Below are 24,633 nucleotides of genomic sequence, written 5' to 3' on the forward strand. Positions count from 1 at the left end.
CACAGTAGACATTCTTCGACGGATCATCGTCGATCGTGCACGGACGCACCGTCACGCGCCGGTCCCCCACCGCGCCGAGGAGAAGACATGGTCAGTCCGAACGGGACGCACGCCGACCGGTTCGCCGACCGCACCGCCGTCATCACCGGAGCGGCGCGCGGACAGGGACGCAGCCACGCCCTCCGACTCGCCGCCGAGGGAGCCGATGTCATCGCCGTAGACGTCTGCCGCAACATCGAGACCGTCGCCTACGACCTGGCGACCCCGGCCGAACTCGACGACACCGTGGCGATGGTCCGGGACGCCGGTCGGCGCGCGGTAGGCGTCCAGGCCGACGTCCGCAACCCCGACCAGCTCACCGGCGGCATCGAGAACGCGTGTGCCGAACTGGGGACGGATCCGGACGTCGTCGTCGCCAACGCCGGAATCGGCCTGATGGCCGACCCGGACGACCGCGCCGCCTTCCGCGACCAGCTCGACGTCAACCTCGCCGGGGTGTGGAACACCGTCCAGGCCACCGCACACCGCATGATCGCCCACGGCCGCGGCGGGGCGATCGTGTTGATCAGCTCGGTCTACGGTCTCACCGGGCGAGGCGGCGACGGAAGGCCCGGCACCGACGGCTACGTCGCGAGCAAGCACGGCGTCATCGGTCTCACGCGCTCGGCGGCCAGCTGGCTCGCACCGCATCGCATCCGCGTCAACTGCGTCAATCCGACCGGCGTGGCGACGCCGATGGTCCTCAATCCGGCCGTCGCCGCGCTCGCCGTCACCGACGAGGCGGGCAACAACTCCTACGCAGCCAACGTCATGGACGTCCCCATGCTCGAGCCCGAGGACCTCACCGCCGCGGTGACGTTCCTGGCTTCGGACGAGGCGCGCTACATCACCGGCATCTCGCTCCCGGTCGACGCCGGGCTGCTGTTGCACTGATCCGCATCAGCCGATGCGCCGCGACCTGTCCTGCCAGACCTGGTCGCGCAGGACGTACTTCTGGATCTTCCCGGTCGAGGTCTTGGGCAGTTCGGTGAACACGACCCGTTTCGGCGCCTTGAAACGGGCCAGCCGCGACCGCACGTGCTCGACGATCTCGTCCGCGGTGACCACGGCGCCGTCGTGCACGGTGACGTAGGCGGCGGGCACCTCGCCCCAGGTCTCGTCGGGTACGGCGATCACCGCGACCTCCAGCACGGCCGGATGGTCGGCGATGACCTGTTCGACCTCCACCGACGCGATGTTCTCCCCGCCGGAGATGATCACGTCCTTGCTCCGGTCGCGCAGTTCGACGTACCCGTCGGGATGCATCACGCCGATGTCGCCGGTGCGGAACCAGCCGTCCGGCGCCGCGGCGCGGGTGGCCTCCGGGTCCTTGTAGTAGCCGAGCATCACGTTGTTGCCCCGCAACGCGATCTGCCCGGTGCTCTGCCCGTCGGCGGGTACGTCCGTGCCGTCGTCGGCCACGACCCGCACGCGGCAGGCGATCATGTTCCCCACGCCCTGCCTGGCCTTCATGCGCGCCTGTTCCTGCGGGTCCAGCACCTCCCATTCGGGACGCCAGTCGCAGATCATCGCGGGCCCGAACGTCTCGGTCAGCCCGTACAGGTGCGTGACGTCGAAGCCGAGTTCCCCCATCCGCCGCAGAATGGCGGGCGACGGCGGCGCACCCCCGGTCGCGACGCGCACCGTCTGCGGCAGCGGTGCCGCCTGCTCGGCGTAGGCCAGCATCGACAGCACGGTCGGTGCGCCGTTCAGATGCGTCACGCCCTCCTCCCGCAGCAGCCGCCACACCTCCAGCGGATCGACGGAGGGCAGACACACGTGCGTTGCGGCCGCCGCCGTCACCGCCCATGGGAAACACCACCCGTTGCAGTGGAACATCGGCAGCGTCCACAGATGCACCGCCGACGGGGACAGCCCCGTGTGGCCCACCATCGCCAGCGCCTGCAGGTACGCCCCGCGGTGGTGGTACATGACGCCCTTCGGCCTGCCCGTGGTGCCCGACGTGTAGTTGATCGACAGCAACGCACGTTCGTCGGTCACCGTCACCGCCGTGGGCTCGCCGCCGGCGATCAGCTCCTCGTACTCGTCACCGGCGCGGACGAGCACCGGCGGTGCGGCCAACTCCGCGCACGCCTCGGTCACCACCGACGCGAACGCCGGGTCGTACACGAGCACCCCGGCCTCCGCATGGCCCAGGATGTAGGCGATCTCGCCCGCCGACAGGCGCGTGTTCACCGCCACCAGCGGCGAGCCGGACCACGGCACGCCGAAGTTCGCTTCCAGGAGCACGTGCGTGTTCGGCGCGAGCACGGCCACCGGACGCCCCTGCGCCAGGCTCGCCAACCCACCGGCGAGCCTGCGGCAGCGATCCCACAACTGCGCATACGACCACCGGCGAGTCCCGTCCACCACCGCGGTCCGTTCGCCGTGGGCCGCGGCCGCCCGATCGAGGAACGCCACCGGCGACAACGGCTCGAACGACAACGCCTCGAAGGACGACGTCTCGAAGGACGGCGTCTCGACGGACGACGGCTCGGGGGCGTCGGGGAATGCGCCATCGACATCGCCACGGGACATGCCTGACTCCTTCCGTCGTTCCGCCGCAGGCCGGGAGCATGACCGTGCCGGCCGCAGCGCCCCGCCGCTCCGCTCATCCTGATCCATCTCGCCGCCGCGCACGACCCCCACAGCGGTGCCCGTCCGCCGGTCCGCAGGGCTCGCTCGGCGGGGTCAGAGCACGCGTTCCACGCCCGCCGCCCGGAGCCGGTCCAGGGTGGGATATCCGTCGATGGCCATCAGCAGATCGGCCTCGGCCAGAAACGACCGCAGGTGATGCACCACGCCGTCCTCACCACCGACCGCCAGCGCGTGCACGTACGGCCGCCCGGTGCCGACGGCCGTCGCGCCCATCGCCAGCGCCTTCACCATGTCCGAGCCGCTGCGCACACCCGAGTCGAACAGCACGGGAATCTCGTCGGCAGCGGCCTCGACCACCCGAGGCAGCGTCTGCAACGCGGGCAGTCCCCCGTTGGCCTGCCTGCCACCGTGGTTGGAGCAGTAGACACCGTCGACCCCGACATCCTTGGCCTTGAGCACGTCGTCGGGGTGGCCGATGCCCTTGAGCACGATCGGCAACGACGTGGCCGCACGGATCCACTCCAGGTCCGACCAGGTCGTCGCGTGGCCGAACACGCCGGCCCACAACGCCGCCGTGGCCAGCGGGTCGGCCTCGGGATCGGCGCCGAGCCGGGCGCGGAAGTGTTCGTCGGTCACGTAGTTGGCCAGACAGTAGCCCCGCAGTTGGGGAAAGTTCGCCGTGTTCAGATCGCGGGGCCGCCACCCGGTGACCCAGGTGTCGAGCGTGACCACCAGCGCCGAGAACCCCGCACGCTCGGCCCGCTGGATGAAGCTGACCGCCAGGTCACGGTCGTTCGGCGGGTACAGCTGGAAAAAGCCCGGCGTGTCACCGAGTTCGGCCGCGATGTCCTCCATCGGATCCTGCGACAGCGTCGAGGCGACCATCGGTACGCCCGTGCGTGCGGCGGCGCGCGCGGTGGCCAGGTCGCCGTGGAAGTCCTGCGAGCAGATCCCCAGCACGCCGATGGGACACAGGAACAACGGATGTTCCAGCTCGATCCCGAACAGGGTCGTCGACAGGTCGCGCTCGTAGGCGCCCTCCATCATGCGCGGGACCAGGCCCCACTTCGCGAACGCCTCGACGTTGGCCCGCTGGGTGCCCTCGTCTCCGGCGCCGGACTTCACGTACGACAGCACCCACGGCGGCAACGCCTCGGCCGCCCGCTGTTCCATCGTCGCGGCGTCGGTCGGGAACCGAGGCTGCACCCCCCGCATCCCGTTGAGGTAGATCTCCAACTGATAGTCACCGTAACGCGGGGACATGACCAGACCTCCCGAGCGCAGCGCCCACGAACGCGGGCGAGGAACCGTCGTCCGCGCGGCCGAGGCGGCCGAGCGGTGCCCACCAAGATCGCCGGTGCCGCCCCGCCCGTCAACCACACACCCGAGCCGGCCGCGACGAGATGCGCCCCGCGGCCGGGGCGCCGGCATCCGCGGTGCGGGCCGAGCAGACCGATCAGGCCGATCGGTCGTCGGCGGACGGGAGTTCGGCGAGGTCGCCGATACGTACCGGTCCGGCGAGCGGGCGTTTGATCGCACCGGCCGCCGCCTCGCCCGCACGTGGCCCCGTCTCGCCCGTCGCGAGGCATCCCGCGGCGAAGCCGCACATCCGCCCCTGACACCAGCCCATGCCGACGCGGGCGAACGACTTGAGATCACGGCCGTCACCTGCACCGAGGTCGCTCCTGGCCTCGCGCACCTGCGCGTACGGCACTTCCTCGCATCGGCAGACCAGCGTGTCGTCGGTGAGCCACGACGCCCAGCGGGACGGTACGGCGTGCACGGTGTGCATGGCGGCCGCGAACGCACGATGCCTGCGGATGGTTCGCTCCACCGAGTGGTGGAAGGAGGAGTACGCGCTCACCGCCGACCACTACGTGAACTTCATCGTCGCGCTCTGTGACGCGCTCGAACTCGACGATCCGCTGTTCATGGGGTCGTCGTTCGGCGGGAACGTCGCGCTGCAGCTGGCGCTGCGCCATCCGGAACGGTTCGCCGGCGTGCTCTCGGTCGAGGGCGCGGACTACTCCCCCGGCTTCTACCTCGACTGGTGGCACCACCCGCACGCCAACGCGGCGCAGGTCTGCGCGAGCGGAACCTGGGATCTCATGGCCCCGCAATCACCGGAGTCCGACCGCTGGAAGACCTGGTTCTACTACTCGCAGGGTTCGGAGGCCTTCAAAGGCGACCTGCACTTCTACTCCATGGACCACGACCTGCGCGGCAGACTCGGCGAGATCGACACCGATCGCTGCCCCGTGGTGATGCTGACCGGCGAGTACGACTACCTCACCACCCCCGAGGACAGTGCCCGCACCGCACGGCAGATCCGCAACGCCACGTTCATCGAGATGCCCGAGATCGGGCACTTCCCGATGAGCGAGAACCACGCGCGCTTCCGGGGTCACCTCCTGGAGGCCCTCGACGTCCTCCGGAAGGCGAAGGCCGGTTCGGCCTGACGGCCCGACGGTCGAGCGGCGCGTGCGGTGCGCCTCCATGGCAACCGCGCGCGCCGCGACCCCGTCATCGGAGGCAGGCCGCCGACGTCACGCCTTGTAGCCGACGGCGGCGAACACGCCGGAGAGTTCCGGTTTGTCGCCCACGTCCTCCGGGGAGTCCGGGTGCCATTCCGGGGTGAACACGATGCCGGGTTCGACGAGCTCGAAGCCCGCCATCAGTTCGCGGACCTCCTCACGGCTGCGCAGATGGATGGGCTCGCTCGTGCCCTTGCTCAGCTCGACGGCCCGGAACATCTCCTCGTCCTGCTGGTCGCCGGTGAAGCTCGACAGCGCCAGATAGCTGCCAGGGGCGAGCGCGTTGCGGTAGCGGGTGATCATCGCGGCGGCGTCCCGCTCCTGAGGCGGAAAGTAGTGCACGAGCGCGGACATCAGGACCATCACCGGCTCGTCGAAGTCGAGCAGCCGCCTCGTCGTGGGATGACCGAGGACCTCGTCGACCCGCTCGGCGTCGGCGCCGATCATCTCGGCACGGTCGTTGCCCTCCAGCACGATCGCACTGTGTGCCACGGCGATGCGCTCGTTGTCGACGTAGACCACCTTCGACTCGGGCTCGATCTCCTGCGCGATCTCGTGCACCTGGCCCACCGTTGGCATACCCGAGCCCAGGTCGAGGAACTGCCGGATCCCCTGGCGTGCGCCGTAGCGCACCGCACGGCGCAGCCAATAGCGGTTCAACAGCGCCGTGTCGCGGGCGCGCGGCATCTCGGACAAGAGGTCGTCGACGAGCTGGCGGTCCATCGCGTAGTTGAGCTCGCCGCCCAGCACGTAGTCGTACATGCGCGCCGGATTCGGCTTGTCCAGCTCGAGATCCTTGCCCGCGAACTTCTCCGCTTCGCTCTCACCGGCAGTCATCGCGCACCCCAGCCCTTCACATCCGGCACGTCGTTGCGCTCCATCGTAGGGATACCACCCGGCGAGCCACCGCGCAGCCACTTCTCCCGACCCGCCCGCATGGATGACCTGCGCGGACCCGGTCACGGCACGGCAGGTGCGGTGCCGAAGTCGTATCGCCGGACGGCGTTGTCGACGAGGATCCGGCGCCGGAGATCCGGATCGGGAACCCACCGGTCGAGGCGGGCGCGTATGCGGGCACTGTCGGGAGCAGGCAGGCGCAGTCCCACGTGCGGCCAGTCGCTGCCCCACAACACCTGCTCCGGCCGGGCGTCGACGAAAGCCCGGACGCGCTCGGTGACGGCATCCTCGTGTCGCCGCCACGTCTCGTCGAACCCGGGATCGCCGGGCGCCCCACTCCCTGGCAACAGTCTGTCCAATCCGGACAGCGTCATCCAGATCTCGCCGTCGGCGAGCAGGTCGAGCAGCAGTCGCACCGCGGGATCGCCGGTGCCGACGTCGGAGGGCACGTACCCGAGGTGGTCGACGACCACCGGCACCGGACACCGGCGGACGGCGTCACCGAACCAGCTCACGTGTCTGCGCACGTCGGTCCAGACCTCGACGTGCCAGCCCAGTGGGGCGACCTTGCGCCCGACCTCCACGAGTGACTCCACCGGAACACCGCCGGGGTAACCATCCTGCACCCGCGTGCCGCGCACACCGGCGGCGTGCATCCGCGCCAGGTCCTCGTCGGCCCAGCCGGGATCGACGCAGGCGACTCCGCGCAGCCGGTCGGGATCGGACCGCAACGCCGCCAGCAGACAGCGGTGGTCCCGGCCGTAGGCACTGGGCTGGACCAGAACTCCCCGCCCGCACCGGACGGCGTCCAGGTGCCTGCGATGGTCCGCGACGTCCGCCCGCGGCGGACGGTAGGCCGCATCCAGGACCGTGGGGGTCGGCCCGGCCCCGTCCGCACTGAACACGTGGCAGTGCACATCGACCGCCTGCCTGTCGACCGCCTGCGCACCGGTGTGCTGACCGCCGGTTTCGGACGCGCCGGGGGTCGTTCGCGTCATCGTGCCTCCTCCGCAGGGTCCAGCCTGCCGATCACGCCGGCCACTCCGGCCAGCTCCGGCCGGTACGGCTCGAGCCGTTCCAGGACGCCGGCGTCGTGGCCGGTCAACACCGTGTCGACGGCGCCGGTGTCGAGCAACGTCCGCACGGTCTGGAGCCCGCCGTAGAGCCCGGGCAGATCGGTGACCGCCATGAACGGCATGTCGCGTTCGAGTTCCTCGGTGAAGTGCACCGTGTCCGAGGCCAGCAGCACCACGCCCTCGGTGGTGCGTACCGTCACCATGCTCTGCCCGGGGGTGTGACCGCCGACCTCGGTCACGGTGACACCCGGCGCCACCTCGGCCGATCCGGACAGTCGGCGGACCCGGCCCTGCTGCTCCGCCTGCACGAGCGCCGCCACCTCGTCGTCCTCGGCGAACAGGCCGATCAGGGGTTTGCTCGCCACCTCCGAGGTCCAGAAGTCGAGCTCGGCTCCGCTGATCGCCACGGTCGAGCGCGGAAAAAGGCCGACGTTGCCGATGTGGTCGTAGTGCGCGTGCGTGACGACCACCAGGTGTTCGCCGTCGGTGTCGACGCCCAGCTCGCCGTACACCGTTGCCGGTTCGGCGAGCACGGTCCGTCCGCGCGCCTCGGCGGGCCCGCGTGCGAAACCGGTGTCGACCAGCACGGTTCGCGCCTCGTTCCGCAGGATCCACAGGTAGTAGTCGACGACGAACGGCCCGTCCGGTTCGCCGTAGTGCCCGTAGTTGAGGAACACCTCGCTGCGCCGCGTCCGCCTGGTTCCGTGCCGGACGACGATCACCTCGTACACGTCGTCCTGGCGTGGCGCGGTCATGTCGTCCGGCCCGCTCACGTTGTCACGACCCGGCGCCGCTGCCGCCCTCGTGCACCTCGACGTTGGGTTCGATGCCGTCGGCACCCACCACCTCGCGCCAGGCGTCGAAGCCGGTCTGGAATGCGACGATGCCCGCTTCCGGCAGCGCGATCTCGATGGCTTCGAGAATCTCCTGAGCGCTCACGCCCAGGTCCAGTGCGACCCGGATGTGGCTCTGGATGTGCCCCTTGGACGCGCGCATGACCGTCAGGCTGACGATGAAGATCAGTTCCTTGGTCTTGCGGTCCAACGTGCGCTGGTCGAGATAGGCAGCGCCGACGAGTCCGTTGGCAGCCTGCAGCACGGGAAAGTCGTGCTTGGCCATCACCTTGTGGTAGTCGAGAACGTAGCCGCGTTTGCGGGCCATGTCGTCGATGTAGTCCTGTGCCGCGTCGGTCATCTGGTCACCTCACCGTCGTCGTCGACCCTGTCTGTCGTTGACATGGTCTACTGTGGATTTACTGTCTGCTGTGGACTAATCTGCCCGGCCGCGCAGCGGCGCATTGTTGACCGTCTCGTAGTAACGAGCGAGCTCGGTGTGGTCGAGACCCGCGCCGCCGAGCTGTTCGCGTGCCGCGAGCGCCGTCTCGAACGCCGCCGCCGTCACCGGCGCCGTTGCGCCCAGCTCATCCGCCAGCGCCCTCGCCATGCCCAGGTCCTTGATCATCAGGTCCATGGCGAAGCCCGAGTCGTAGGTGCCGGTGAGCACGTGGCGGGGGTACTTGACCTCGGATGCCTGGGAGCGGCCCGTCGAGGAGTTCAGCACCTCGACCATGACCTCCGGCTCGATACCGAAGGACGTCGCCACCGTGAGCACCTCCGCGGCCGCGGCGACGTTGGTCGCGGAGACCAGATTGTTCAACGCCTTCGCGGCGTGCCCGGCACCGCTGGGACCCACCGCGTGCACCGTCGACCCCAACGGCTCGAGGTGCGGCCGTGCCCGGGCGACGTCGGATTCGGCCCCTCCGACCATGATGGACAGTTCCCCGGTGAGCGCCTTGGCCACACCACCCGACACCGGTGCGTCGACGTAGCCGACCCCCGCCGCACGCGCCCGTTGCGCGAGGTCCCGGGTGCTCGCCGGTTCGGAGGAACTCATGTCGATCACCAACGCACCCGAGGGCAGCGCGGCCAGCAGGCCGTCGGTGAGCAGTACCGATTCCACCACCCGGCTGTCCGGCAGCATGAGGATCGCGGTGTCGATCACCTCGGGAAGCTGTGCGAGTGAAGCCACCACCTCGGCGCCGAGCTCACCCGCCAACGCCGACGACACCGCAGTGTCCACATCGAACAGCATCGTCGGGTGTCGCGCCGCGTACCGCCGCACCATCGGTGAGCCCATGCGGCCGAGTCCCACGAACAACGTCGTCATGATTCTCCGTACCGTTCCCGCAGTTGCACCTTGCGCACCTTCCCGCTCGCCGTCTTCGGCAGTGCCTGCACGTATTCGAGTCGTTCGGGCAGGAAGTGTTTGGACAGACCGTTCTCGAGCAGGAAGTCGCACACCTCCGCCAACGAGGGCCGCGCGTCTCCGCTGGGTACGACGACGGCACACGCGCGTTCGCCGAGGCGTTCGTCGGGCACGCCGACGACCGTGGCCTCGAGGATGTCGGGGTGCTGGAACAGCGCGCTCTCGACGCTGGTGACGGGGATGTTCTCGCCGCCGCGGATGACGATGTCCTTGGTCCTGCCCTCGAGCTCGACGTACCCGTCGGCGGTCAGCCGCACGGTGTCGCCGGTACGGAACCAGCCGTCGGTGTCGATCTCCGCACGGGTCACCTCGGGCAGGTTCAGATACCCGAGGAACAGCCCGGGGCCGCGGATGAACAGTGGGCCCGCCGTATCGCCGGGTGTGCCCGCCGTCGCCGCGGCGTCGACGTTCTCGGGTGCGCCGACCTTGATCTCGGTTCCCGGAACCGGGACGCCGTCCGTGGTCTGCGCGTGCGCCGGCAGGTGCGGGGCGCAGGAGACCCCGATACCGAGCTCGGTCATCCCCCACGCCGGGCACACGTAACACCCGAACATCGAACCCGCCACCGACGGCAACGTGCGGGGCACCGGTGCTCCCGCCAGCACCACGGTCCGCAGTGGACAGTGCTCGTCGTGTGCGAGATCGGTCTGCATCAGGTCCTGCAGGAAGGTCGGCGCCGAGAACATGGCCGTGACCCCTTCCTCACGGATCACCTGCGCTGCCCGATCGGGCACCCACCGGTCCAGGTAGACCGCGGTGCCCCGCAGGTAGGTCGTCAGCAGCACGCCCCAGAGGAAACCGGTGTGGTGCCCGACCGGCGAGCCGACGAGGTTGACGAACGGTTCGGCCAGTGCGTCGGCCCCCGCGTGCGCGGCCCAGTTGCGCATCACCGCCTGCAGGGTCTGTCCGGTGTTCATCACGCCCTTCGGCTCACCCGTCGTGCCCGAGGTGAAGCCGACGTGGGCGAGCACGCGCGGGTCGGGCTCCGGCAGGTCCACCTCGGGCGCGTCGAGCAGCGAGTCCAACGGCGTGCTCCCGTCCTGGCGCGGACCGGCGAGCACGATGTGCTCGAGTCCCGGAAGACGTCCGCGCAACCCCTGCACGAGCTCCAGGGGCCGGGCGCTGCCGAAGGACTCCGGCACCACCACGACGCGGGCCCCCGTCCTGCGGAGGATCACCTCGACATCGCGCTCGCCGTACGCGACCGGGATGCCGCTGTAGACCGCGCCGAGCTCGTTGATCGCAAAGATCAGTGCGGCGAAGTCGGCACGGTTCGGCAGCATCACGGCCACCGAGTCACCGGCGCGGACGCCCAGTGCGTACAACCCGCAGGCGTAGCGGTGGGCCCGCTCGTCGAGCTCGGCGTAGGTCACCGATGCAGTTCGCTGTCCCGTCGACGTCCGGTCGACGGCGGCGACGCGGTCCGGCACCTCCGCCGCGGCCGACGACAGCAGGTGCCGCAGGGTCGTCGGCACCCAGGCGCCGGACTCCTCGTACTGCTGCACGAGTTCCGGGGTCAGCCTGCTGTCGGGGCGTAATCCGGGATGCGCCGTGGGCGCGGTGTCCATCAGCGTGTTCATGGCGTGTGCTCCTCGTGGACGTCGGTGTGATCCGTGGGAGAAAGGGGCGGGTCGGGGCGGTCTGCCGGGCACGTCAGCACGACGTTGCCGGTGAGGCCACCTGCCTCGACGTCGGCGAGCGCGCGAGCCGCGTCGCCGAGTGGGTACGTGCGCTCGATCGGGACGGTGAGGCTGCCGTCGAGCTGCAGCCGCAGCAGATGCTCGACGGCGGCGCACATGGCGGCGGGTTCGCGGTCGCGGTAGTCGCTGACCTGCAGGCCCAGCACGGAGATGTTCTTCACCAGCAGGTGACCGGCCTTGACGGTGGGCAGTTGCCCTGAGGCGAAGCCGATGACGACGAGCCTGCCCTCCCACGCCGTGGCGCGCAGCGCCTGCGTGAACACGTCGCCGCCCACGGTTTCCAGCACCACGTCGGCGCCGCGCCCACCGGTCACGGCGAGAACGTCGTCGCGCAGGGACGGACCTGCGGTCAGCACGTGATCGGCTCCGTGGTCGCCGGCCACGCGGGCCCGGCGCTCGTCCCGTGCCACGGCGACGACCGTCGCTCCCCACGCCTTCGCCAGCTGGATGCCCACCGAGCCGACACCGCCACCCGCTCCGGTGACGAGCACCGTCTCGCCCGTGCGCAGGTTCGCACGCCTGCTCAGCGCGAAGTAGGCCGTCAGCGCGTTCAGACCGCATGCCGCTGCCGCCACGAGCGACACACCGTCCGGCACGGTCACGACCCGGTCCTCGGGCACGGCCACGACCTCGGCATAGCCGCCGTGTTCCAGCTGGGCGACCACCCGGTCTCCCGGGCTCTGCCGCACGACTCCCTCGCCGACGCTGCGGACCGTGCCCGCGATCTCCTTACCTGGAACGAACGGGCGCTCGGGCAGGAACTGGTACCGGCCGCCGACGACCAGCACGTCGGGAAAGTTCACCCCGGCCGCCTCGACGTCGATGAGGACCTCGCCCGGCCCCGCGACGGGTTCTGGCAGGTCCATCGTGGCCACCGAGTCCGGAGGGCCGAAATCCTTCACGACCGCCGCTCTCATGCCGCACTCCCCCGTCCGCGGTCGAACGTCAGCGCGTCGAGTCCCGTCCACAGTGGAGGGGCGGGCCGTGCGCCGGGTGCGTGCCGCAGCGTGTCGTCGACGGGCACCGGCAGGCCTCCGACGTCGAAGCCGTCGCCCGTCACGCGATAGGCCTCGCGGGTGCCCAGCCTCTGCGCCTGCGCGGCCTCCTCGAACGTCGCGACCACACAGCAGCAGGCGTCCTCGCCGTCGAACACGTCCCGCCAGTGCTCCGCGGTCCGCGCCGCGATGCGTTCGGCGACGGCGGCGATGACCTCGTCCGCACGCCCGTTGTCGGCGCGCAGGTGCTCGGGAAGGCCGATCAGGTCGCAGAAGCGCTGCCAGAACCGTTCTTCGAGAGGAGCGGCGGCGACGTGGCGCCCGTCGGAGGTGCGGTAGATCCGGTAGCGCGGGCTGCCCCCGGTGAGCAGGTCGCGCCCGGCGACGGGCCAGCTGCCGCTGCCCTCGTAGGTGGCCAGGTACCCGTAGGCCAGGGTGCCGATGTTGGCGGTCATGGACACGTCGAGGTGGCAGCCCTCGCCGGTGGCGTCGCGGCGGAACAGCGCCAGCAGGATGTTCATCACGGCCGGATAGGTGCCGCCCGCGATGTCGGCGAGCACCGTCGGCGGAAGGTGCGGGTCGCCGCGATCGTCCACGACGGACCCGAGCAGTCCCGTCTCGGCGAGGTAGTTGAGGTCGTGTCCCGCGCGCGGGGCGTCGGGCCCCGTCTGGCCGTATCCGGTGATCGAGCAGTAGACGACGCCGGGGTTGACCGAGCGGAAATCCTCGTACCCCAGACCCAACCGGTCCATCACACCCGGCCGGAACTGTTCGACGACGATGTCGGTCTCGGCGGCCAGTTCCAGCACGCGCTCGCGCACCTCGGGGGCCTTGAGGTCCACGGCGACGCTGCGCTTGCCGCGGTTGAGCAGCGCGTAGTTCGCCGAGTCGGCTCCGAGTCGTGGTTCGTAGCTGCGCATCTCGTCGCCGTGCGGGGGACGTTCCAGGCGCAGGACGTCGGCGCCGGCCTCGGCGAGCAGCAGTGTCGCCAGTGGACCGGGAAGCAGGGTGGAGAAGTCGAGCACCGTGCGTCCGGACAGGGGCGGCAGGGCCGTCATGCGCCACCTCCGGCCAGTGCGCCGGCAGCCACCCGTGCCGATGCCGTTGCATCCACGGCCGCGCGCAGCGAGACCGCGTCCCGCAACAGGCCCTCGACGCCGTACTCGGCCATGTAGCCGTAGCCGCCGTGCGACTGCACCGCGGCCGCCGCGACGTCGATGGCTGCCTCGAAGGCGGGCGCGACCGCCGCACCGGGCGCGCCGGTCGCGCCTGCGACGGCTGTCGTCAGCAGGCCGCGGACGGCGGTCTCCTGTTCCGACAGCGACGCACGCACGGTGGGCAGTGCGGTCAGTGGCGCACCGAACTGTTCACGGATGCCGCTGTAGGTGTGCGCGGCCTGGGCCGCGGACTCGGCGATGCCGGCAGCCAGCGCCACCGCACCGACGTCGAGGAACGCCCGTGCCCGCGCGACCGCCGGACCGCGCACGACGACATCGTCGGTCGGTGCGACGTCCACCTCGCACCCGACGGTGAGCGCGCCGTCGAGCCCGGTACGCCGGACGGGCGGGCCGAACGCGACGTCGCCCGGCGGCACCGCGACGGCCGTGTCGCCCGAGAGCAGCACCACGCGCGGGTCACGGCCTGCCGGGTCGATCCGGTCGAGCGCCACCGCCAGCCGGTCACCGGGGCCGCCGACGTCCACCGGCGCCACCGCGACGGGCGCGCCACCGTGGATGCGGTCGAGCCCGTCCCGCGTCGGCGTCACCACGGCGGCCGCGTGGGCCTGTACCGACGCCCACGCCAGGGCCGGCCACGTCCCGGCCAAGCGAGCCAGCGCGACGAGCGTCGTCCGCAGATCGGCACCACCACCGCCGCGCTCGGCCTCGACGCCGAGCGTCCACAGTCCCTGCGCCGCCAACGTTTCCCGAGCCCGGTCGACGTCGTCCGGCTGCTCGTCGCCGACGCGGTGCAACCGCTCGGCGGTCAGGTCGTCGACGAGGTCGAGGACGGCCCGCTGGTCGGCGTCGAGCGGCGGACCCCACCACGGCCGCCTCACGACCAGAACTCCTCGTCGTTCGGCGTGCGCTTGGCGGCGAAGGAGTCGGAGACCTCGTGTGCCTCGCGGGTGTTCAGGTACAGGGTGAGCTGCTGGTCGTGCGCCATGCGTGCCTGCCCGATCACGCCGCTGTGCCGGGCGGAGAACGCGCCTTTGAGACCACCGATCGCCATCGGGCTGCGGGTGGCGATCTCGGCGGCCACCTCCTGGGCACGCGTGACGGCCTCGCCCGCCGGGACGACCTCGTTCACCAGGCCCATCTCCAGCGCCTGTGCCGCCGAGTACTTGCGGTTGAGGTACCACATCTCCTTCGCGCGCTTGCGCCCGATCGTGTCCTCCAGGTACCAGGTGCCGTACCCGGCGTCGAAACTGCCGACCATCGGGCCGACCTGCCGGAAGACCGCGGTCGCCGACGCGATCGTCAGGTCGCACACGTTGTGCAGTACGTTGCCGCCGCCCACCGCGTACCCGTTGACGGCGGCCACGACCGGCTTGGCGATGGTGTCGATCGCCTCGTACACGTCGATGATCGGCAGCACCTGCGAGTAGTCCAAACCGGACATCTCGTCGTGTTCGCCGCCGATGCAGAAGAATTTCTCGCCCTCGCCGGTGAGTACCGCCGCGCGCAGTTCGGGGTCGGTGCGGAAGCGCTGGAGGACGTCCTTGAGCTCCAGCAGCGTGCGGTTACGGAGCTTGTTGCCCGCCTCCGGCCTGCGGATCGTGATCGTCATGACGGGACCGGCGGTCTCCGCGGAGATGTCCGTGTAGTCGCTCATCGGCTCTGTCCTTCCTCGGTCGTTCCCACCCGGAATCCCCGTCCGCTCTTGGTGCCGAGGTAGCCGGCGGCCACCATCTGCCGCAACAACGGCGGCGGCGCGTACTGCGGATCGAGCGTCGCCTCGTAGGCCGACTCGGTGGCGTGGGTGTGCACGTCGATGCCGATCAGGTCCAGCAGCTCGAGCGGGCCGAGGCGGTGACCGAGTCCGAGCCGGATCGCCACGTCGATGTCCTCCGCGCTCGCCAGGTCGTCGTCGAACTCGCGTACGACGTCGTTGAGGTACGGCATCAGCAGGCGGTTCACCAGGAATCCGGGCCGGTCCTTGACCTCCACGGGCGTCTTGCCCAGGTCCTCGGTGAAGGACACCAGATCGGCGGCCACGGATGCGTCGGTCTGCAGTGCACGCACCACCTCGACGACGGCCATGACCGGTGCCGGGTTGAAGAAGTGGAGTCCGGCCACCCGCTCCGGCCCCGGTACCCGCGCCGCCAGGTCGGTCACCGAGAGCGCGGACGTGTTGGTGGCCAGCACGGTTTCGTCCCGCACGACCTCGGCGACTCGGCCCAGCAGATCCGCCTTGACGTCCATGCGCTCGGTGACGGCCTCGATTACGAGGTCCACAGTGGATAGCTCGGCGACATCCGTGGTTCCGGTCAGTCGGCCGAGCACGGTGTCCCGCTCGGCTTCGGTGGTCTTGCCGCGGCTGACCCCGTCGTCGAGGAACCGCCGTACGGCGGCGAATCCGGCGTCGAGGCGGTGGCGGTCGGTCTCGAGGACCACGACGTCGCGGCCCGACCCGGCCACGACCTGGGCGATGCCGCCGCCCATCGTTCCGAATCCGAGCACCGCGACCCGCGAAAACACAGTCATGCTCATTCTCCGTTCTCGGTTCGCCTGCGCTCAGGCGCCGAAGGACTTCGTGCTGTCGTAGGTGTAGAAGCCGCGGCCGGTCTTCCTGCCGAGATCCCCGGCGGCGATCATGCGGTCCACCAGGGGAGGCGGCGCGAAACGTGGTTCCCGCAGCTGTTCGTACAGCCGCATCGCGACCGCCTTGTGCACGTCGAGCCCCACCACGTCGAGCAGCGTGAACGGCCCCATCGGGTGGCGCAGTGCGCCCACCACGGCCTTGTCGATCGACTCGACCGTGCCCGCGCCCGCCTCGAGCGCGCGAATGCAGTTGTTCTCCCACGGGATCAGGAACCGGTTGAGGATGAACCCGGGCCGATCCTTCGTGACGACCGTGGTCTTGCCGACACTGTCGAGGAAGGCCATCGACCGTTTCGTCGCCTCCGCCGAGGTATGCCTGCCCTCGGCCACCTCCACGAGCTTCATCAGCTGTGCGGGGTTGCAGTAGTGCGTGCCGACGACCCGGTCCGGGTACCGCGAGCCCGAGGCGATCGCGGTGACCGAGAGCGTCGAGGTGTTGGTGTGCAGCAGGGTGTCACGCGCGACGACGTCGTCGAGCCGCCCGAACAGCTCCTTCTTCAGTTCGAGGTCTTCGTAGACGGCCTCGACAACCACGTCCGCACCGGCGAGATCGCCGAGCTCGGTGGTCCCGGACAGGTTGGCGATCGCGGCCTCGGCCTGCTGCTCGGTGAGTTTGCCGAGGGATGCGCTCTTGCGCAGGAAGCTCGTGGCGTTGTCGAGTCCACGTCGGACGGATTCGTCGTCGACGTCGCGCACGATCGTGCGGTGGCCGCCGCGCGCGGCGGTGACGGCGATGCCGGATCCCATGGTGCCCGCGCCCAGTACGGCGACGGTGAGAGTGTTCGCTGTCATCGGTCCTACTTCCTTGTATCGACCGGTTCGGTGGGACGGGGTTATCGGGCCGTCTGCCCGCCGTCGATGACGATGGCCTCGCCGGTCATGAAGTCCGAGGCGGGTCCGGCGAGCAGGACGAGCCAGGACGCCAGTTCGGGTGCCTCGCCCATGCGGCGTGCGGGAACCGCCCGGACGACCTTGGCGAGCGCATCGGGGTCGGCGCGCAGATCGGCGTTGAGATCGGTGGCGAAGTAGCCGGGGGCGAGTGCATTGACCTGCACGCCGTGCGGCGCCCACTCCACGGCCATGGCCTTGGTGAAGGCGACGACGGCGGCCTTCGAGGCGCAGTACGCCGCGTGGTTGGCGATGCCCTTGAAGGCGAAGTTCGAGGCGACGTTGACGACCTTTCCCGACCCCTGCGCCACGAGGTGTTCGCCCGCCGCGCGGGTGACCAGGTACGTGCCGCGGAGGTTGGTGTCGACGACGCGGTCCCACGTCGCGTGGTCCTGTTCGAGCAGCGGTCTGCTGTCGATCACACCGGAGTTGTTGACGACGACGTCGAGATGACCGAAGTGGTCGACGGTCCGATCCACCAGGTTTCGCACCGCGTCGGCATCGGTCACGTCGGTGGGGACGGCCATGGCCCTGCGCCCCCGGCGCGTCACCTCCTCGGCGACCGTGTCGAGCTGGTCCTTGCTGCGTGCGGCCAGTGCGACGTCGGCACCGGCGTCGGCCAGCGCCACCGCCATGGCCCTGCCGAGCCCCCGGCCCGCGCCGGTGACGATGGCGGTCTTGCCGGCGAGCGCCGGCGTTGTCTCGGTCATGGCAGCACGTCCTTCAGTCGTCCGGCGGTGTCGCGCGCGACCAGCAGTCGCTGCACCTCGTTCGTTCCGTCGTAGATCTGAGTGACCTTGGCGTCGCGGAGATACCGTTCCGCTCCGAACGCGGCGAGGTCACCGTGGCGGCCCAGCAGCGCGGTGGCCTCGACCGCCACCTGCCAGCCGACGTCGGTGCAGGTCTGCTTCATCAGGCCGATCGAGCCGCCCGCACCGCCGCCGGCGTCGACGTCCCGCGCGGTGGCCAGCAGCATCAGCCGCGCCGACAGGATCCGGCCCCGCATCGCGGCCAGGCGGGCGGCCACGTCCTGCGGGACGGCCGGCCCGTGGATGCGGTGCAGTCCGGCCAGCGCGTGGGCGTACGCACCGCGGGCCAGACCGACGCCCTGCGCGGCGGCACTGATCCGCGATTTGGTCACCGAGCTCACCACGATCGCCCAGCCGCCGCCCTCGTCGCCGAGCCGGTGACTCGTAGGCACGGGGGTGCGATCGAACGTCAGCTCCGCCGTACTCGAGGAGTGCATGCCCATTTTGGACAGCGGACGTCCGCGGGTGAGCCCCTGCGACCGGCCGTCGACGGCGAAGGCCGTGATGCCCCGCCGGCCCGCGGCGGGATCGACGGTGGCGAAGCAGATCACCACGTCGGCACGGTCGCCGGTGGTGATGAACATCTTCGACCCGCTGAGCGTGTAGCCCTCGTCCGTGCGGGTGGCCAGCGTGCGCAGGGACGCGGCGTCGCTGCCGGCAGACGGTTCGGTGACGCCGAGCGATCCGTACCGGCTGCCGTCGACGAGACCCGGAACGTACTCACGCGCCAGCTCCCTGCTGCCGGAGTGCAGGATCGGATAGGCCGCGTGCATCTGGGTCATGAACACCAGGCTCGTGGCCCCGCAGCCCGCGGCGATCTCCTCCATCGCGGCGGCGTAGGCGACGGTGGTGTCGTCGGTACCGCCGTACTCCTCCGGCACCAGCAGCCCTCCGAGGCCTGCGGCGGCCAGCGCCTGGTAGCTGTCGTGGGCGAACGTGTGCTCGGCGTCCCGCAACGCCGCCGTGGGTGCGACGTGTTCGGCCACGACGTGCCGGGTGCGGTCGCGCACCTGCCGTTCACGATCCCCGAGCAGGCCGTCGGCGACCGGCTCGTCCAGCGCGCCGTGCAGTGCCAGGTAGGCGTCCGCATCGACGTCGAGCTCGAGGGGCTCGATGCCCGCGATCGGCGTTCGCGCGCTCATGCCTGTTCACCTCCGCGGGTCGCATCGAACGCCGGAGTCCGCTTGCCCAGGAACGCCGCGATGCCCTCCGCGGCCTCCTCGCCGCCGGTGACGACACCGGCCAGCGCCGACTCCAGTGCCAGCCCCGACTCCAGCGACCCGTCGGCGCCCCGGTGGAGCGCCTCCAGCGAGGCCCGCACCGCGCGCGGACCACGGGCCGCGACGCGCAGCGCCAGATCGTGGGCCGCGTCGACGACGCCGCCGACCGGAACGGGTGGCACGGGCGTGAGTCCGAGGCCGTAGGCCCGCTCGGCGGACATGCGCTCGCCGGTGAGCATGGTGTAGGCCGCCACGGGCGCGCCGACCCGGCGAGCCAGCCGCTGCGTTCCGCCGTACCCGGGCATCAGGCCGAGGCCCGTTTCCGGCAGTCCGAGCTCCGCGGTCTCGGCCAGCACCGCGAACGTGCACGCGAGGGCGATCTCGAATCCGCCGCCCAGCGCCAGGCCGTTCACCGCCGCGATGACGGGGACCGGCGACCGCTCGATCCGGGCCACGACGGCCTGGCCTCGTCCGAGCACGTCGTGCGCCCGGTCCGCACCCAGGCCGGCCAACTCGTGCAGGTCGGCTCCGGCGCTGAACGCACGCTCCCCCGTGCCGGTCAGCACGATCGCCCGCACCTCGGTCGCGGCGAGCTCATCGAGCGCGCGGTCCACCGCCGACAGGACGTCGGCGTTCAGCGCGTTGTGCTGCCGCGGCCGGTTGATCCGCAGCTGTGCCACCGGGCCCTGCCGCTCGACCACCAGAACATCGTCGCTCACGATCCCACCTGCTCGGCTGTGTCGGGAGAAGCCTGCACGGACCCGTCGTCGAGCAGGCGTGCGATCTCGGCGTCGTCGAAGCCGGCCTTGCGGAGGATCTCGACCGTGTGCTCGCCGAGCTCCGGGAAGCGCTCGTTGCGCGGCTGCGGCAGCGATCCGAGACGGAACGGACTGCGTACGCCGTTCAGCGCACCGTCACCACCGGGCGAGGGAAGGACCGATTGCCTCGCAACGACCTGTGAGTCGGAGACCACTTCGGACAGTCGCTGCACGGGAGCCACGGGGACACCCGCTTCGTGCAGCACCGACAGCCAGTGCTCGGCGGTCCGTCCACGGAGGACCCCGGCGATGGCCTCGACGATCTCGGCGCGGTGCCGCCTGCGACCTGCGTTGTCGGCCAGGCGTTCATCGTCGGCGAGCTCGGTCAGCCCGGCCGCCGCGCAGAACCGCCGCCAGATGGCGTCGTTGCCGAGTGCGACGACGATCTCCCGGTCGGCCGTGGCGAACGGCTGGTAGATCGCGATCACCGAATCCGTTCCGCCCGACGGGGCGGGCTCCGGCTCGCCTGCCAGGTACGAGGCGATGCGGGGTGCCATCAGCGCGAGGTCGGAGTCGAGCAGCGAGACGTCGATGACGTCGCCCGTGCCGGTACGGCGTTGCCGCACCACCGCAGCGGAGATCGCGAGCGCCGCCGACATTCCCGTCACGATGTCCGACAACGCCGTGGACACCCGTTCCGGCGATCCGCCCGCGGGACCCGTCACCGACATCAACCCCGACCGGGCCTGCGCGACCAGGTCGTACCCGGGCAACTGCGCATCCGGCCCGGTGAGTCCCATTCCCGACATCGCGCAGTAGATCAGGTGCGGGTGCCGGGCCAGCGCGTCGGCGGGGGCGAGACCGAACCGCTCGAGTTTGCCAGGGTTCATGCTCTCGATGAACACGTCGGCGTCGGCGATCAGCCGGTGCATGGCCGCGAGTCCGTCCTCGGAACGCAGGTCGAGCGCGATGCTGCGCTTGTTGCGATTGGCCGAGGCGAACCACGCCGACGTCCCGTCGACGAACGGCGGGCCCCAGTAGCGGGCGTCGTCCCCGGCCCCCGGCCGTTCGACCTTGATCACGTCGGCACCCAGGTCGGCCAGATACATCGACGCCGTCGGCCCTGCGTAGGACGTGGACATGTCCACCACGGTCAGCCCCTGCAGCGGTGCGGCCGGTGGGCCCGCGGTGCCCGTTCGCCTGGTCCCCGTCACGTGCTCACCTCGCCGGTCGTCATTGCCTCGGCGGTCGTCACTGCCATGCCGGCAACATAAGTAGCTCACGCCACAGGTGTCAATGTTGGACATTTGACAAGCTCCCACGCCGGGCCGCTCACGCTACGGTGGCTGCGGTGCGCATTCGCTCCGACACGGCAGGTCATATCCGCATCTACGTCAACCGGGAATCACTCCTGACGCTCCCCGACCTGGCCAATGAACGTGCCAGACCAGCGGCCGCGATGTAACCCTTGACACATCATGGTTAATGACCGACATTTACGCGGAAGCAGCGTCGCTGAGCCAACGGACCACCCGTAGGGCCCGACGTGGACACCATCCGACCGGGCACAACGGTCCGCCGACTCACCGGCCCCACCCACCGCGTCCGCGGAGTTCGTGCCCCCGAAGAAGGAGCAGGCATGACGACCGACACCGGGCACGCCGCGCACGAACATGCCCGAAAACACGCACAGCGAGGTGCCTTTTTCGGCTTCTTCGTCGACATGTTCGACATCTATCTGCCGATCATCGCGCTGGCTCCTGCGATGGGGTACTTCATCTCCCCCGACCTGTCGGACACCGCCACCGCGATCACCAGCGGCATGATCTTCGCCGCGACCCTCGTCGGCAGACCACTCGGCGCGTTGCTGTTCGGCCGGTACGCCGACACGAAGGGACGCAAGAACGCCACCGTGGTCGCGGTGTCGGGCTTCGGCGCCCTGACCATCCTCATCGGACTGTTACCGGGTTACGAAACCTGGGGCATGACGTCGGTGGTGGTGTTCGTCGCCCTGCGGTTCGTCATCGGGGTGTTCGTCGGCGGTGAGTACACGGCGGCGAGTCCACTGGCGATGGAGTACTCGCCCAAGGAACGGCGTGGACTCAACGGCGGGTTGATCATGACCGGCTTTCCGTTGGCGTACGTCGTCGTCGCCGTGATCACGTTCGTCATGCTGCAGGTCGCGCCCGCGGGCGAGGTCAGCTCGCCGTACGTCCAGTGGGGTTGGCGGATCCCGTTCTTCATCGGCGGTGCACTGGCGCTCAGCTTCGTCATCTACTACCTGCGCAGCGTCAGTGAGTCGGAACTCTTCGAGGGCAGCAGCGGAGGCGCTCCGGTCAAGGACCTGTTCAGCGGCCAGAACCTGAAGAACTTCATTCAGGTGTTCGTCCTGATGACCGGATTCTGGCTCAGCCTCAACTGTGTCACCGCGATCCTGCCGGGCCAGTTGTCCGGTGAACTCGGACTGGGCGAGACGGAAGTGACCGTCACGCTGATCATCGCCTACCTGATGGTGGCCGTGGGGTACGTGGTCGCCGCCGTGATCAGCCAACGGGTGGGCCGCAGGCCGTTCCTCATCGTGTGGGGCGGCATCGCCGGCATCGGCGGCACCGCCGTCTACGCAGTGCTGCTCGCGACCAAGCCGGACAGCCTCGTCGCCGTGATCGCACTCACGACACTGCTCGCCGTTCTCGTCCTGTCGGTGTGGGGCCTGACGACCGTCTACATCAACGAGCGTTTCCACACCGGCGTCCGGGCCACCGGTTTCGGCCTGGGTTACAGCCTGGCCGTGGTGGTCCCGTCCTTCTACGCCTTCTTCCAAACAGGACTGTCCAGCCTGATGCCGATGCAGTGGACGGTACTGCCACTGCTGGTGATCGGCTGTGTCCTGATCAGCGTGGGCGGTGCCATGGGCCCGGAGACGAAGGACGTCGACTTCGCCGCGGTCGACGCGGCTGCCGAGGGAGCGGGAGGTACGGCCGATCCGGCGGTCGACGGACCGGTGCGCGGCGGTGCCGCCCACTGATCCGTGCCGCAACGCAGAGCGGGCACGCCGTGTCGAGCCGAACCGACACGGCGTGCCGCCTGCGGACGGACCGGACGCGACGTCCCGAGCTGGGGCGAGTCGGTAAAATTCGTGCTTCGACCGGGCCTTGTTCAGCGGCAGGGTCGGAGCAGGCGCAGGCGCACGTGGAATGAGGTAGGCCCGCAGTGACGAAGTCGGCCAAGACCATCGGCAGCAAGGTGCTGCGTCCGCGGCAGCAGGTCGAGGAACAGATCAAGGCTGCCATCTTCTCCGGCGCGCTCCGGAGCGGCGACCGCCTGCCCAGCGAGGCCGAACTGGCGCGGCAGTTCGCGGTCAGCAGGACGACGGTGCGCGAGGCACTGCGCTCGCTGACCACGCAGAACCTGATCGTCAAGACGCCCGGTGCAGGCGGCGGGAGCTTCGTCCGCAGCGCGGACCCGTCGACGCTGCGCAGCGCGGTCGGTGATTCGGTGCACACGCTGCTGGCCCTCGGCAGCATCGCGTTCGAGGAGGTGGCGCTCGTACGCCAGCACCTCGAGGTGCCGTCCGTGCGACTGGCGGCCACCCATCGCACCGACGACGATCTCACGGAACTGCGCGAGATCCTGGACCTGCAGAAGTCGATCTCCGTCGACGACGAGAGCGTTCCGGCGCTCGACGAGCGTTTCCACGGCACGATCGCGCGCGCATCGGGCAACCGGGTCCTCGCCTCGTTCGTCAGCGCACTGCACATCGAGACCGAACCGGTGCACTACCTGGATCTCTCACCGGAGGTCGGGCGGACGACCGTCCGCCAACATCAGCAGATCGTGCGCGCGATCGACGAACAGGACCCGGACGCGGCCGAGGCGGCGATGGTCGAGCACCTGACCTACGTGCGCGAACACCTGGTGGCCTACCACCGCGGCGACCGGGACGGCGGGGCGACCGGCTGACCTCCGAAGGCCCTCCTCCGCCGGCATCCTCCCCCGCGCCGGGCCTCCCGAGGACGGCCCTCGGGCCGACGACCGCGACGTCTGCGCATTCACGCGGGTCGCACTGGCGACCGAGGATTGAATTCGTCGTGACCTCGGACAGAATTCCTCCGAAATACGATGGCCGACGGTCCGGCAGCGTCGTTCACCAGGAGACCCGCTACGGCGATCCACCACGACCCGGTACCGTCACACGTCTCCCATCTACCCAGAATTCGCAGGTCACAGCCACATCGCCGGGGCGTCACGCGCGGGACACGTCAGGCGTTCAACGGAAATCTGCTATACTAGTCGCGTATCAGAATTCGTGAAGCGCTGGGATTTGGCGATGCAATCGGGGTTGCGATGAGTTCTTCGACCAAGGATCAACCGATTTCCATGGCCGAGAAGGCCTATCAGTCGATCCGCGATCGGCTGATCATGCTGGACATCCCGCCCATGGAACCGATCGACGACGCAGCGCTCGCGCAGTCCCTCGACATCGGCAGAACACCGGTCCGCGAAGCACTCAAGCGCCTCGAGATCGACCGCCTGGTCGTGTCGTACCCGCGCCGGGGAACGTTCGCCACGGCCGTCGACATCACCGACCTCGCCTACATCTCGGACCTGCGCGTGCACCTCGAACCGCTCGCAGCGCGCCGCGCAGCCGAAACCCTCGGTGACGCCGAGGCCGGCGAGTTCGCCGAACTCGCCGACTTCCTCGACAACATGGACTTCCGCTCCCTCAGCCGCGACGAGGTGATGCGGTGGGACCTGCACGTGCACCGCGCGATTTACCACGCCGCGGGAAACCCGCACCTCGAAGACACGCTGATTCGCTACGACAACCTCGCCACGCGCATCTTCTGCGTCTTCCTCGACCGTATGCCCGACTTCGACAGTCACGTCATGGAGCACTCCGGACTGCTGCGGGCGATCAGCTCGCGCGAGCCGGACAAGGCTGACCGGCTCGCCCGCGAACACGTGCTGAACTTCGACAAGGCCATGCGCTCACTGGTCTGAACGCCTTGTCGACACGTCCGTCCCGACTGGGC

The 24,633-nt window shown here is 70.0% G+C and carries 24 protein-coding genes; 5 read left to right on the top strand and 19 right to left on the bottom strand.

The features are described 5' to 3' along the window. Window positions 1-87: 87 nt before the first annotated feature. Window positions 88-933, top strand: coding sequence for a mycofactocin-coupled SDR family oxidoreductase (locus IF64_RS0110960; RefSeq protein WP_051757726.1), 846 nt, complete (start codon window positions 88-90; stop codon window positions 931-933). A gap of 6 nt (window positions 934-939) precedes the next feature. Here IF64_RS0110960 and IF64_RS0110965 read toward each other — a convergent pair whose 3' ends face one another. The 3 genes from IF64_RS0110965 to IF64_RS0110975 all read right to left on the bottom strand — a co-directional run bounded on the left by IF64_RS0110965 (window position 940) and on the right by IF64_RS0110975 (window position 4,471). Then, window positions 940-2,577, bottom strand: a complete 1,638-nt coding sequence (locus tag IF64_RS0110965) for an AMP-binding protein (RefSeq protein WP_084705787.1) — start codon at window positions 2,575-2,577, stop codon at window positions 940-942. Between the two features lie 153 nt (window positions 2,578-2,730). Beyond that, the gene (locus IF64_RS0110970; RefSeq protein ID WP_030531957.1) at window positions 2,731-3,900 is read right to left on the bottom strand and encodes an alpha-hydroxy-acid oxidizing protein; all 1,170 of its coding nucleotides are present in this window, start codon (window positions 3,898-3,900) and stop codon (window positions 2,731-2,733) included. A gap of 193 nt (window positions 3,901-4,093) precedes the next feature. After that, on the bottom strand, window positions 4,094-4,471 hold the full coding sequence (locus IF64_RS0110975) for a (2Fe-2S)-binding protein (RefSeq protein WP_246134685.1): 378 nt from the start codon (window positions 4,469-4,471) through the stop codon (window positions 4,094-4,096). On the opposite strand from IF64_RS0110975, the gene IF64_RS0110980 reads away from it, so the two are divergent. Beyond that, window positions 4,458-5,096, top strand: a complete 639-nt coding sequence (locus IF64_RS0110980) for an alpha/beta fold hydrolase (RefSeq protein ID WP_246134684.1) — start codon at window positions 4,458-4,460, stop codon at window positions 5,094-5,096. The genes IF64_RS0110975 and IF64_RS0110980 overlap by 14 nt on opposite strands. An 87-nt stretch (window positions 5,097-5,183) precedes the next feature. Here the strand turns inward: IF64_RS0110980 and IF64_RS0110985 are convergent, their stop codons facing one another. The 16 genes from IF64_RS0110985 to IF64_RS0111060 all read right to left on the bottom strand — a co-directional run bounded on the left by IF64_RS0110985 (window position 5,184) and on the right by IF64_RS0111060 (window position 20,814). Then, window positions 5,184-6,008: an SAM-dependent methyltransferase gene (locus tag IF64_RS0110985; RefSeq protein WP_030531960.1), complete on the bottom strand. Its 825-nt coding sequence runs from the start codon at window positions 6,006-6,008 to the stop codon at window positions 5,184-5,186. A gap of 122 nt (window positions 6,009-6,130) precedes the next feature. Beyond that, complete coding sequence (locus tag IF64_RS0110990; RefSeq protein ID WP_051757727.1) at window positions 6,131-7,066, bottom strand: amidohydrolase family protein; 936 nt, start codon at window positions 7,064-7,066, stop codon at window positions 6,131-6,133. After that, entirely contained in the window at window positions 7,063-7,917 is an 855-nt protein-coding gene (locus IF64_RS0110995) for an N-acyl homoserine lactonase family protein (protein WP_211252562.1), read from the bottom strand. The genes IF64_RS0110990 and IF64_RS0110995 overlap by 4 nt, the downstream gene beginning before the upstream one ends. A gap of 4 nt (window positions 7,918-7,921) precedes the next feature. Then, complete coding sequence (locus IF64_RS0111000) at window positions 7,922-8,338, bottom strand: carboxymuconolactone decarboxylase family protein (protein WP_030531963.1); 417 nt, start codon at window positions 8,336-8,338, stop codon at window positions 7,922-7,924. Between the two features lie 75 nt (window positions 8,339-8,413). Continuing rightward, entirely contained in the window at window positions 8,414-9,310 is an 897-nt protein-coding gene (locus IF64_RS0111005; RefSeq protein ID WP_030531964.1) for an NAD(P)-dependent oxidoreductase, read from the bottom strand. Next, complete coding sequence (locus IF64_RS0111010; protein ID WP_051757729.1) at window positions 9,307-10,989, bottom strand: AMP-binding protein; 1,683 nt, start codon at window positions 10,987-10,989, stop codon at window positions 9,307-9,309. The genes IF64_RS0111005 and IF64_RS0111010 overlap by 4 nt, the downstream gene beginning before the upstream one ends. Further along, the gene (locus tag IF64_RS0111015; RefSeq protein WP_084705788.1) at window positions 10,986-12,026 is read right to left on the bottom strand and encodes an NADPH:quinone oxidoreductase family protein; all 1,041 of its coding nucleotides are present in this window, start codon (window positions 12,024-12,026) and stop codon (window positions 10,986-10,988) included. Before IF64_RS0111015 ends, IF64_RS0111010 begins: the two co-directional genes overlap by 4 nt. After that, window positions 12,023-13,162 carry a CaiB/BaiF CoA transferase family protein gene (locus tag IF64_RS0111020; protein WP_051757730.1) on the bottom strand — a complete coding sequence of 380 codons (1,140 nt, stop codon included), beginning with the start codon at window positions 13,160-13,162 and terminating at the stop codon, window positions 12,023-12,025. Before IF64_RS0111020 ends, IF64_RS0111015 begins: the two co-directional genes overlap by 4 nt. Then, window positions 13,159-14,160 (bottom strand): acyl-CoA dehydrogenase family protein, encoded by a 1,002-nt coding sequence (locus IF64_RS0111025; RefSeq protein WP_051757731.1) that lies wholly within the window; start codon window positions 14,158-14,160, stop codon window positions 13,159-13,161. Before IF64_RS0111025 ends, IF64_RS0111020 begins: the two co-directional genes overlap by 4 nt. Continuing rightward, window positions 14,157-14,936: an enoyl-CoA hydratase-related protein gene (locus IF64_RS0111030; RefSeq protein ID WP_030531969.1), complete on the bottom strand. Its 780-nt coding sequence runs from the start codon at window positions 14,934-14,936 to the stop codon at window positions 14,157-14,159. The genes IF64_RS0111025 and IF64_RS0111030 overlap by 4 nt, the downstream gene beginning before the upstream one ends. Further along, window positions 14,933-15,808 (bottom strand): 3-hydroxyacyl-CoA dehydrogenase family protein, encoded by an 876-nt coding sequence (locus IF64_RS0111035; protein ID WP_145600322.1) that lies wholly within the window; start codon window positions 15,806-15,808, stop codon window positions 14,933-14,935. The genes IF64_RS0111030 and IF64_RS0111035 overlap by 4 nt, the downstream gene beginning before the upstream one ends. A gap of 30 nt (window positions 15,809-15,838) precedes the next feature. Further along, entirely contained in the window at window positions 15,839-16,717 is an 879-nt protein-coding gene (locus IF64_RS0111040) for a 3-hydroxyacyl-CoA dehydrogenase family protein (protein ID WP_030531971.1), read from the bottom strand. A 41-nt stretch (window positions 16,718-16,758) separates the two neighbouring features. Continuing rightward, on the bottom strand, window positions 16,759-17,523 hold the full coding sequence (locus tag IF64_RS0111045; protein ID WP_030531972.1) for an SDR family NAD(P)-dependent oxidoreductase: 765 nt from the start codon (window positions 17,521-17,523) through the stop codon (window positions 16,759-16,761). Then, window positions 17,520-18,764 carry an acyl-CoA dehydrogenase family protein gene (locus IF64_RS0111050; protein ID WP_036876266.1) on the bottom strand — a complete coding sequence of 415 codons (1,245 nt, stop codon included), beginning with the start codon at window positions 18,762-18,764 and terminating at the stop codon, window positions 17,520-17,522. Before IF64_RS0111050 ends, IF64_RS0111045 begins: the two co-directional genes overlap by 4 nt. Further along, the gene (locus IF64_RS25390; protein WP_036876268.1) at window positions 18,761-19,561 is read right to left on the bottom strand and encodes an enoyl-CoA hydratase/isomerase family protein; all 801 of its coding nucleotides are present in this window, start codon (window positions 19,559-19,561) and stop codon (window positions 18,761-18,763) included. The genes IF64_RS0111050 and IF64_RS25390 overlap by 4 nt, the downstream gene beginning before the upstream one ends. Beyond that, the gene (locus tag IF64_RS0111060; protein WP_246134683.1) at window positions 19,558-20,814 is read right to left on the bottom strand and encodes a CaiB/BaiF CoA transferase family protein; all 1,257 of its coding nucleotides are present in this window, start codon (window positions 20,812-20,814) and stop codon (window positions 19,558-19,560) included. Before IF64_RS0111060 ends, IF64_RS25390 begins: the two co-directional genes overlap by 4 nt. Before the next feature lie 425 nt (window positions 20,815-21,239). On the opposite strand from IF64_RS0111060, the gene IF64_RS0111065 reads away from it, so the two are divergent. From IF64_RS0111065 to IF64_RS0111075, 3 genes are all read left to right on the top strand, one after another. Beyond that, entirely contained in the window at window positions 21,240-22,625 is a 1,386-nt protein-coding gene (locus IF64_RS0111065) for an MFS transporter (RefSeq protein WP_084705790.1), read from the top strand. Between the two features lie 185 nt (window positions 22,626-22,810). Continuing rightward, window positions 22,811-23,560: a FadR/GntR family transcriptional regulator gene (locus IF64_RS0111070; RefSeq protein WP_030531977.1), complete on the top strand. Its 750-nt coding sequence runs from the start codon at window positions 22,811-22,813 to the stop codon at window positions 23,558-23,560. A gap of 417 nt (window positions 23,561-23,977) precedes the next feature. After that, window positions 23,978-24,601 carry a GntR family transcriptional regulator gene (locus tag IF64_RS0111075; protein ID WP_048807844.1) on the top strand — a complete coding sequence of 208 codons (624 nt, stop codon included), beginning with the start codon at window positions 23,978-23,980 and terminating at the stop codon, window positions 24,599-24,601. Window positions 24,602-24,633: the final 32 nt, after the last annotated feature.

It is taken from the genome of Prauserella rugosa (assembly GCF_000719975.1).
Taxonomy (GTDB): domain Bacteria; phylum Actinomycetota; class Actinomycetes; order Mycobacteriales; family Pseudonocardiaceae; genus Prauserella; species Prauserella rugosa.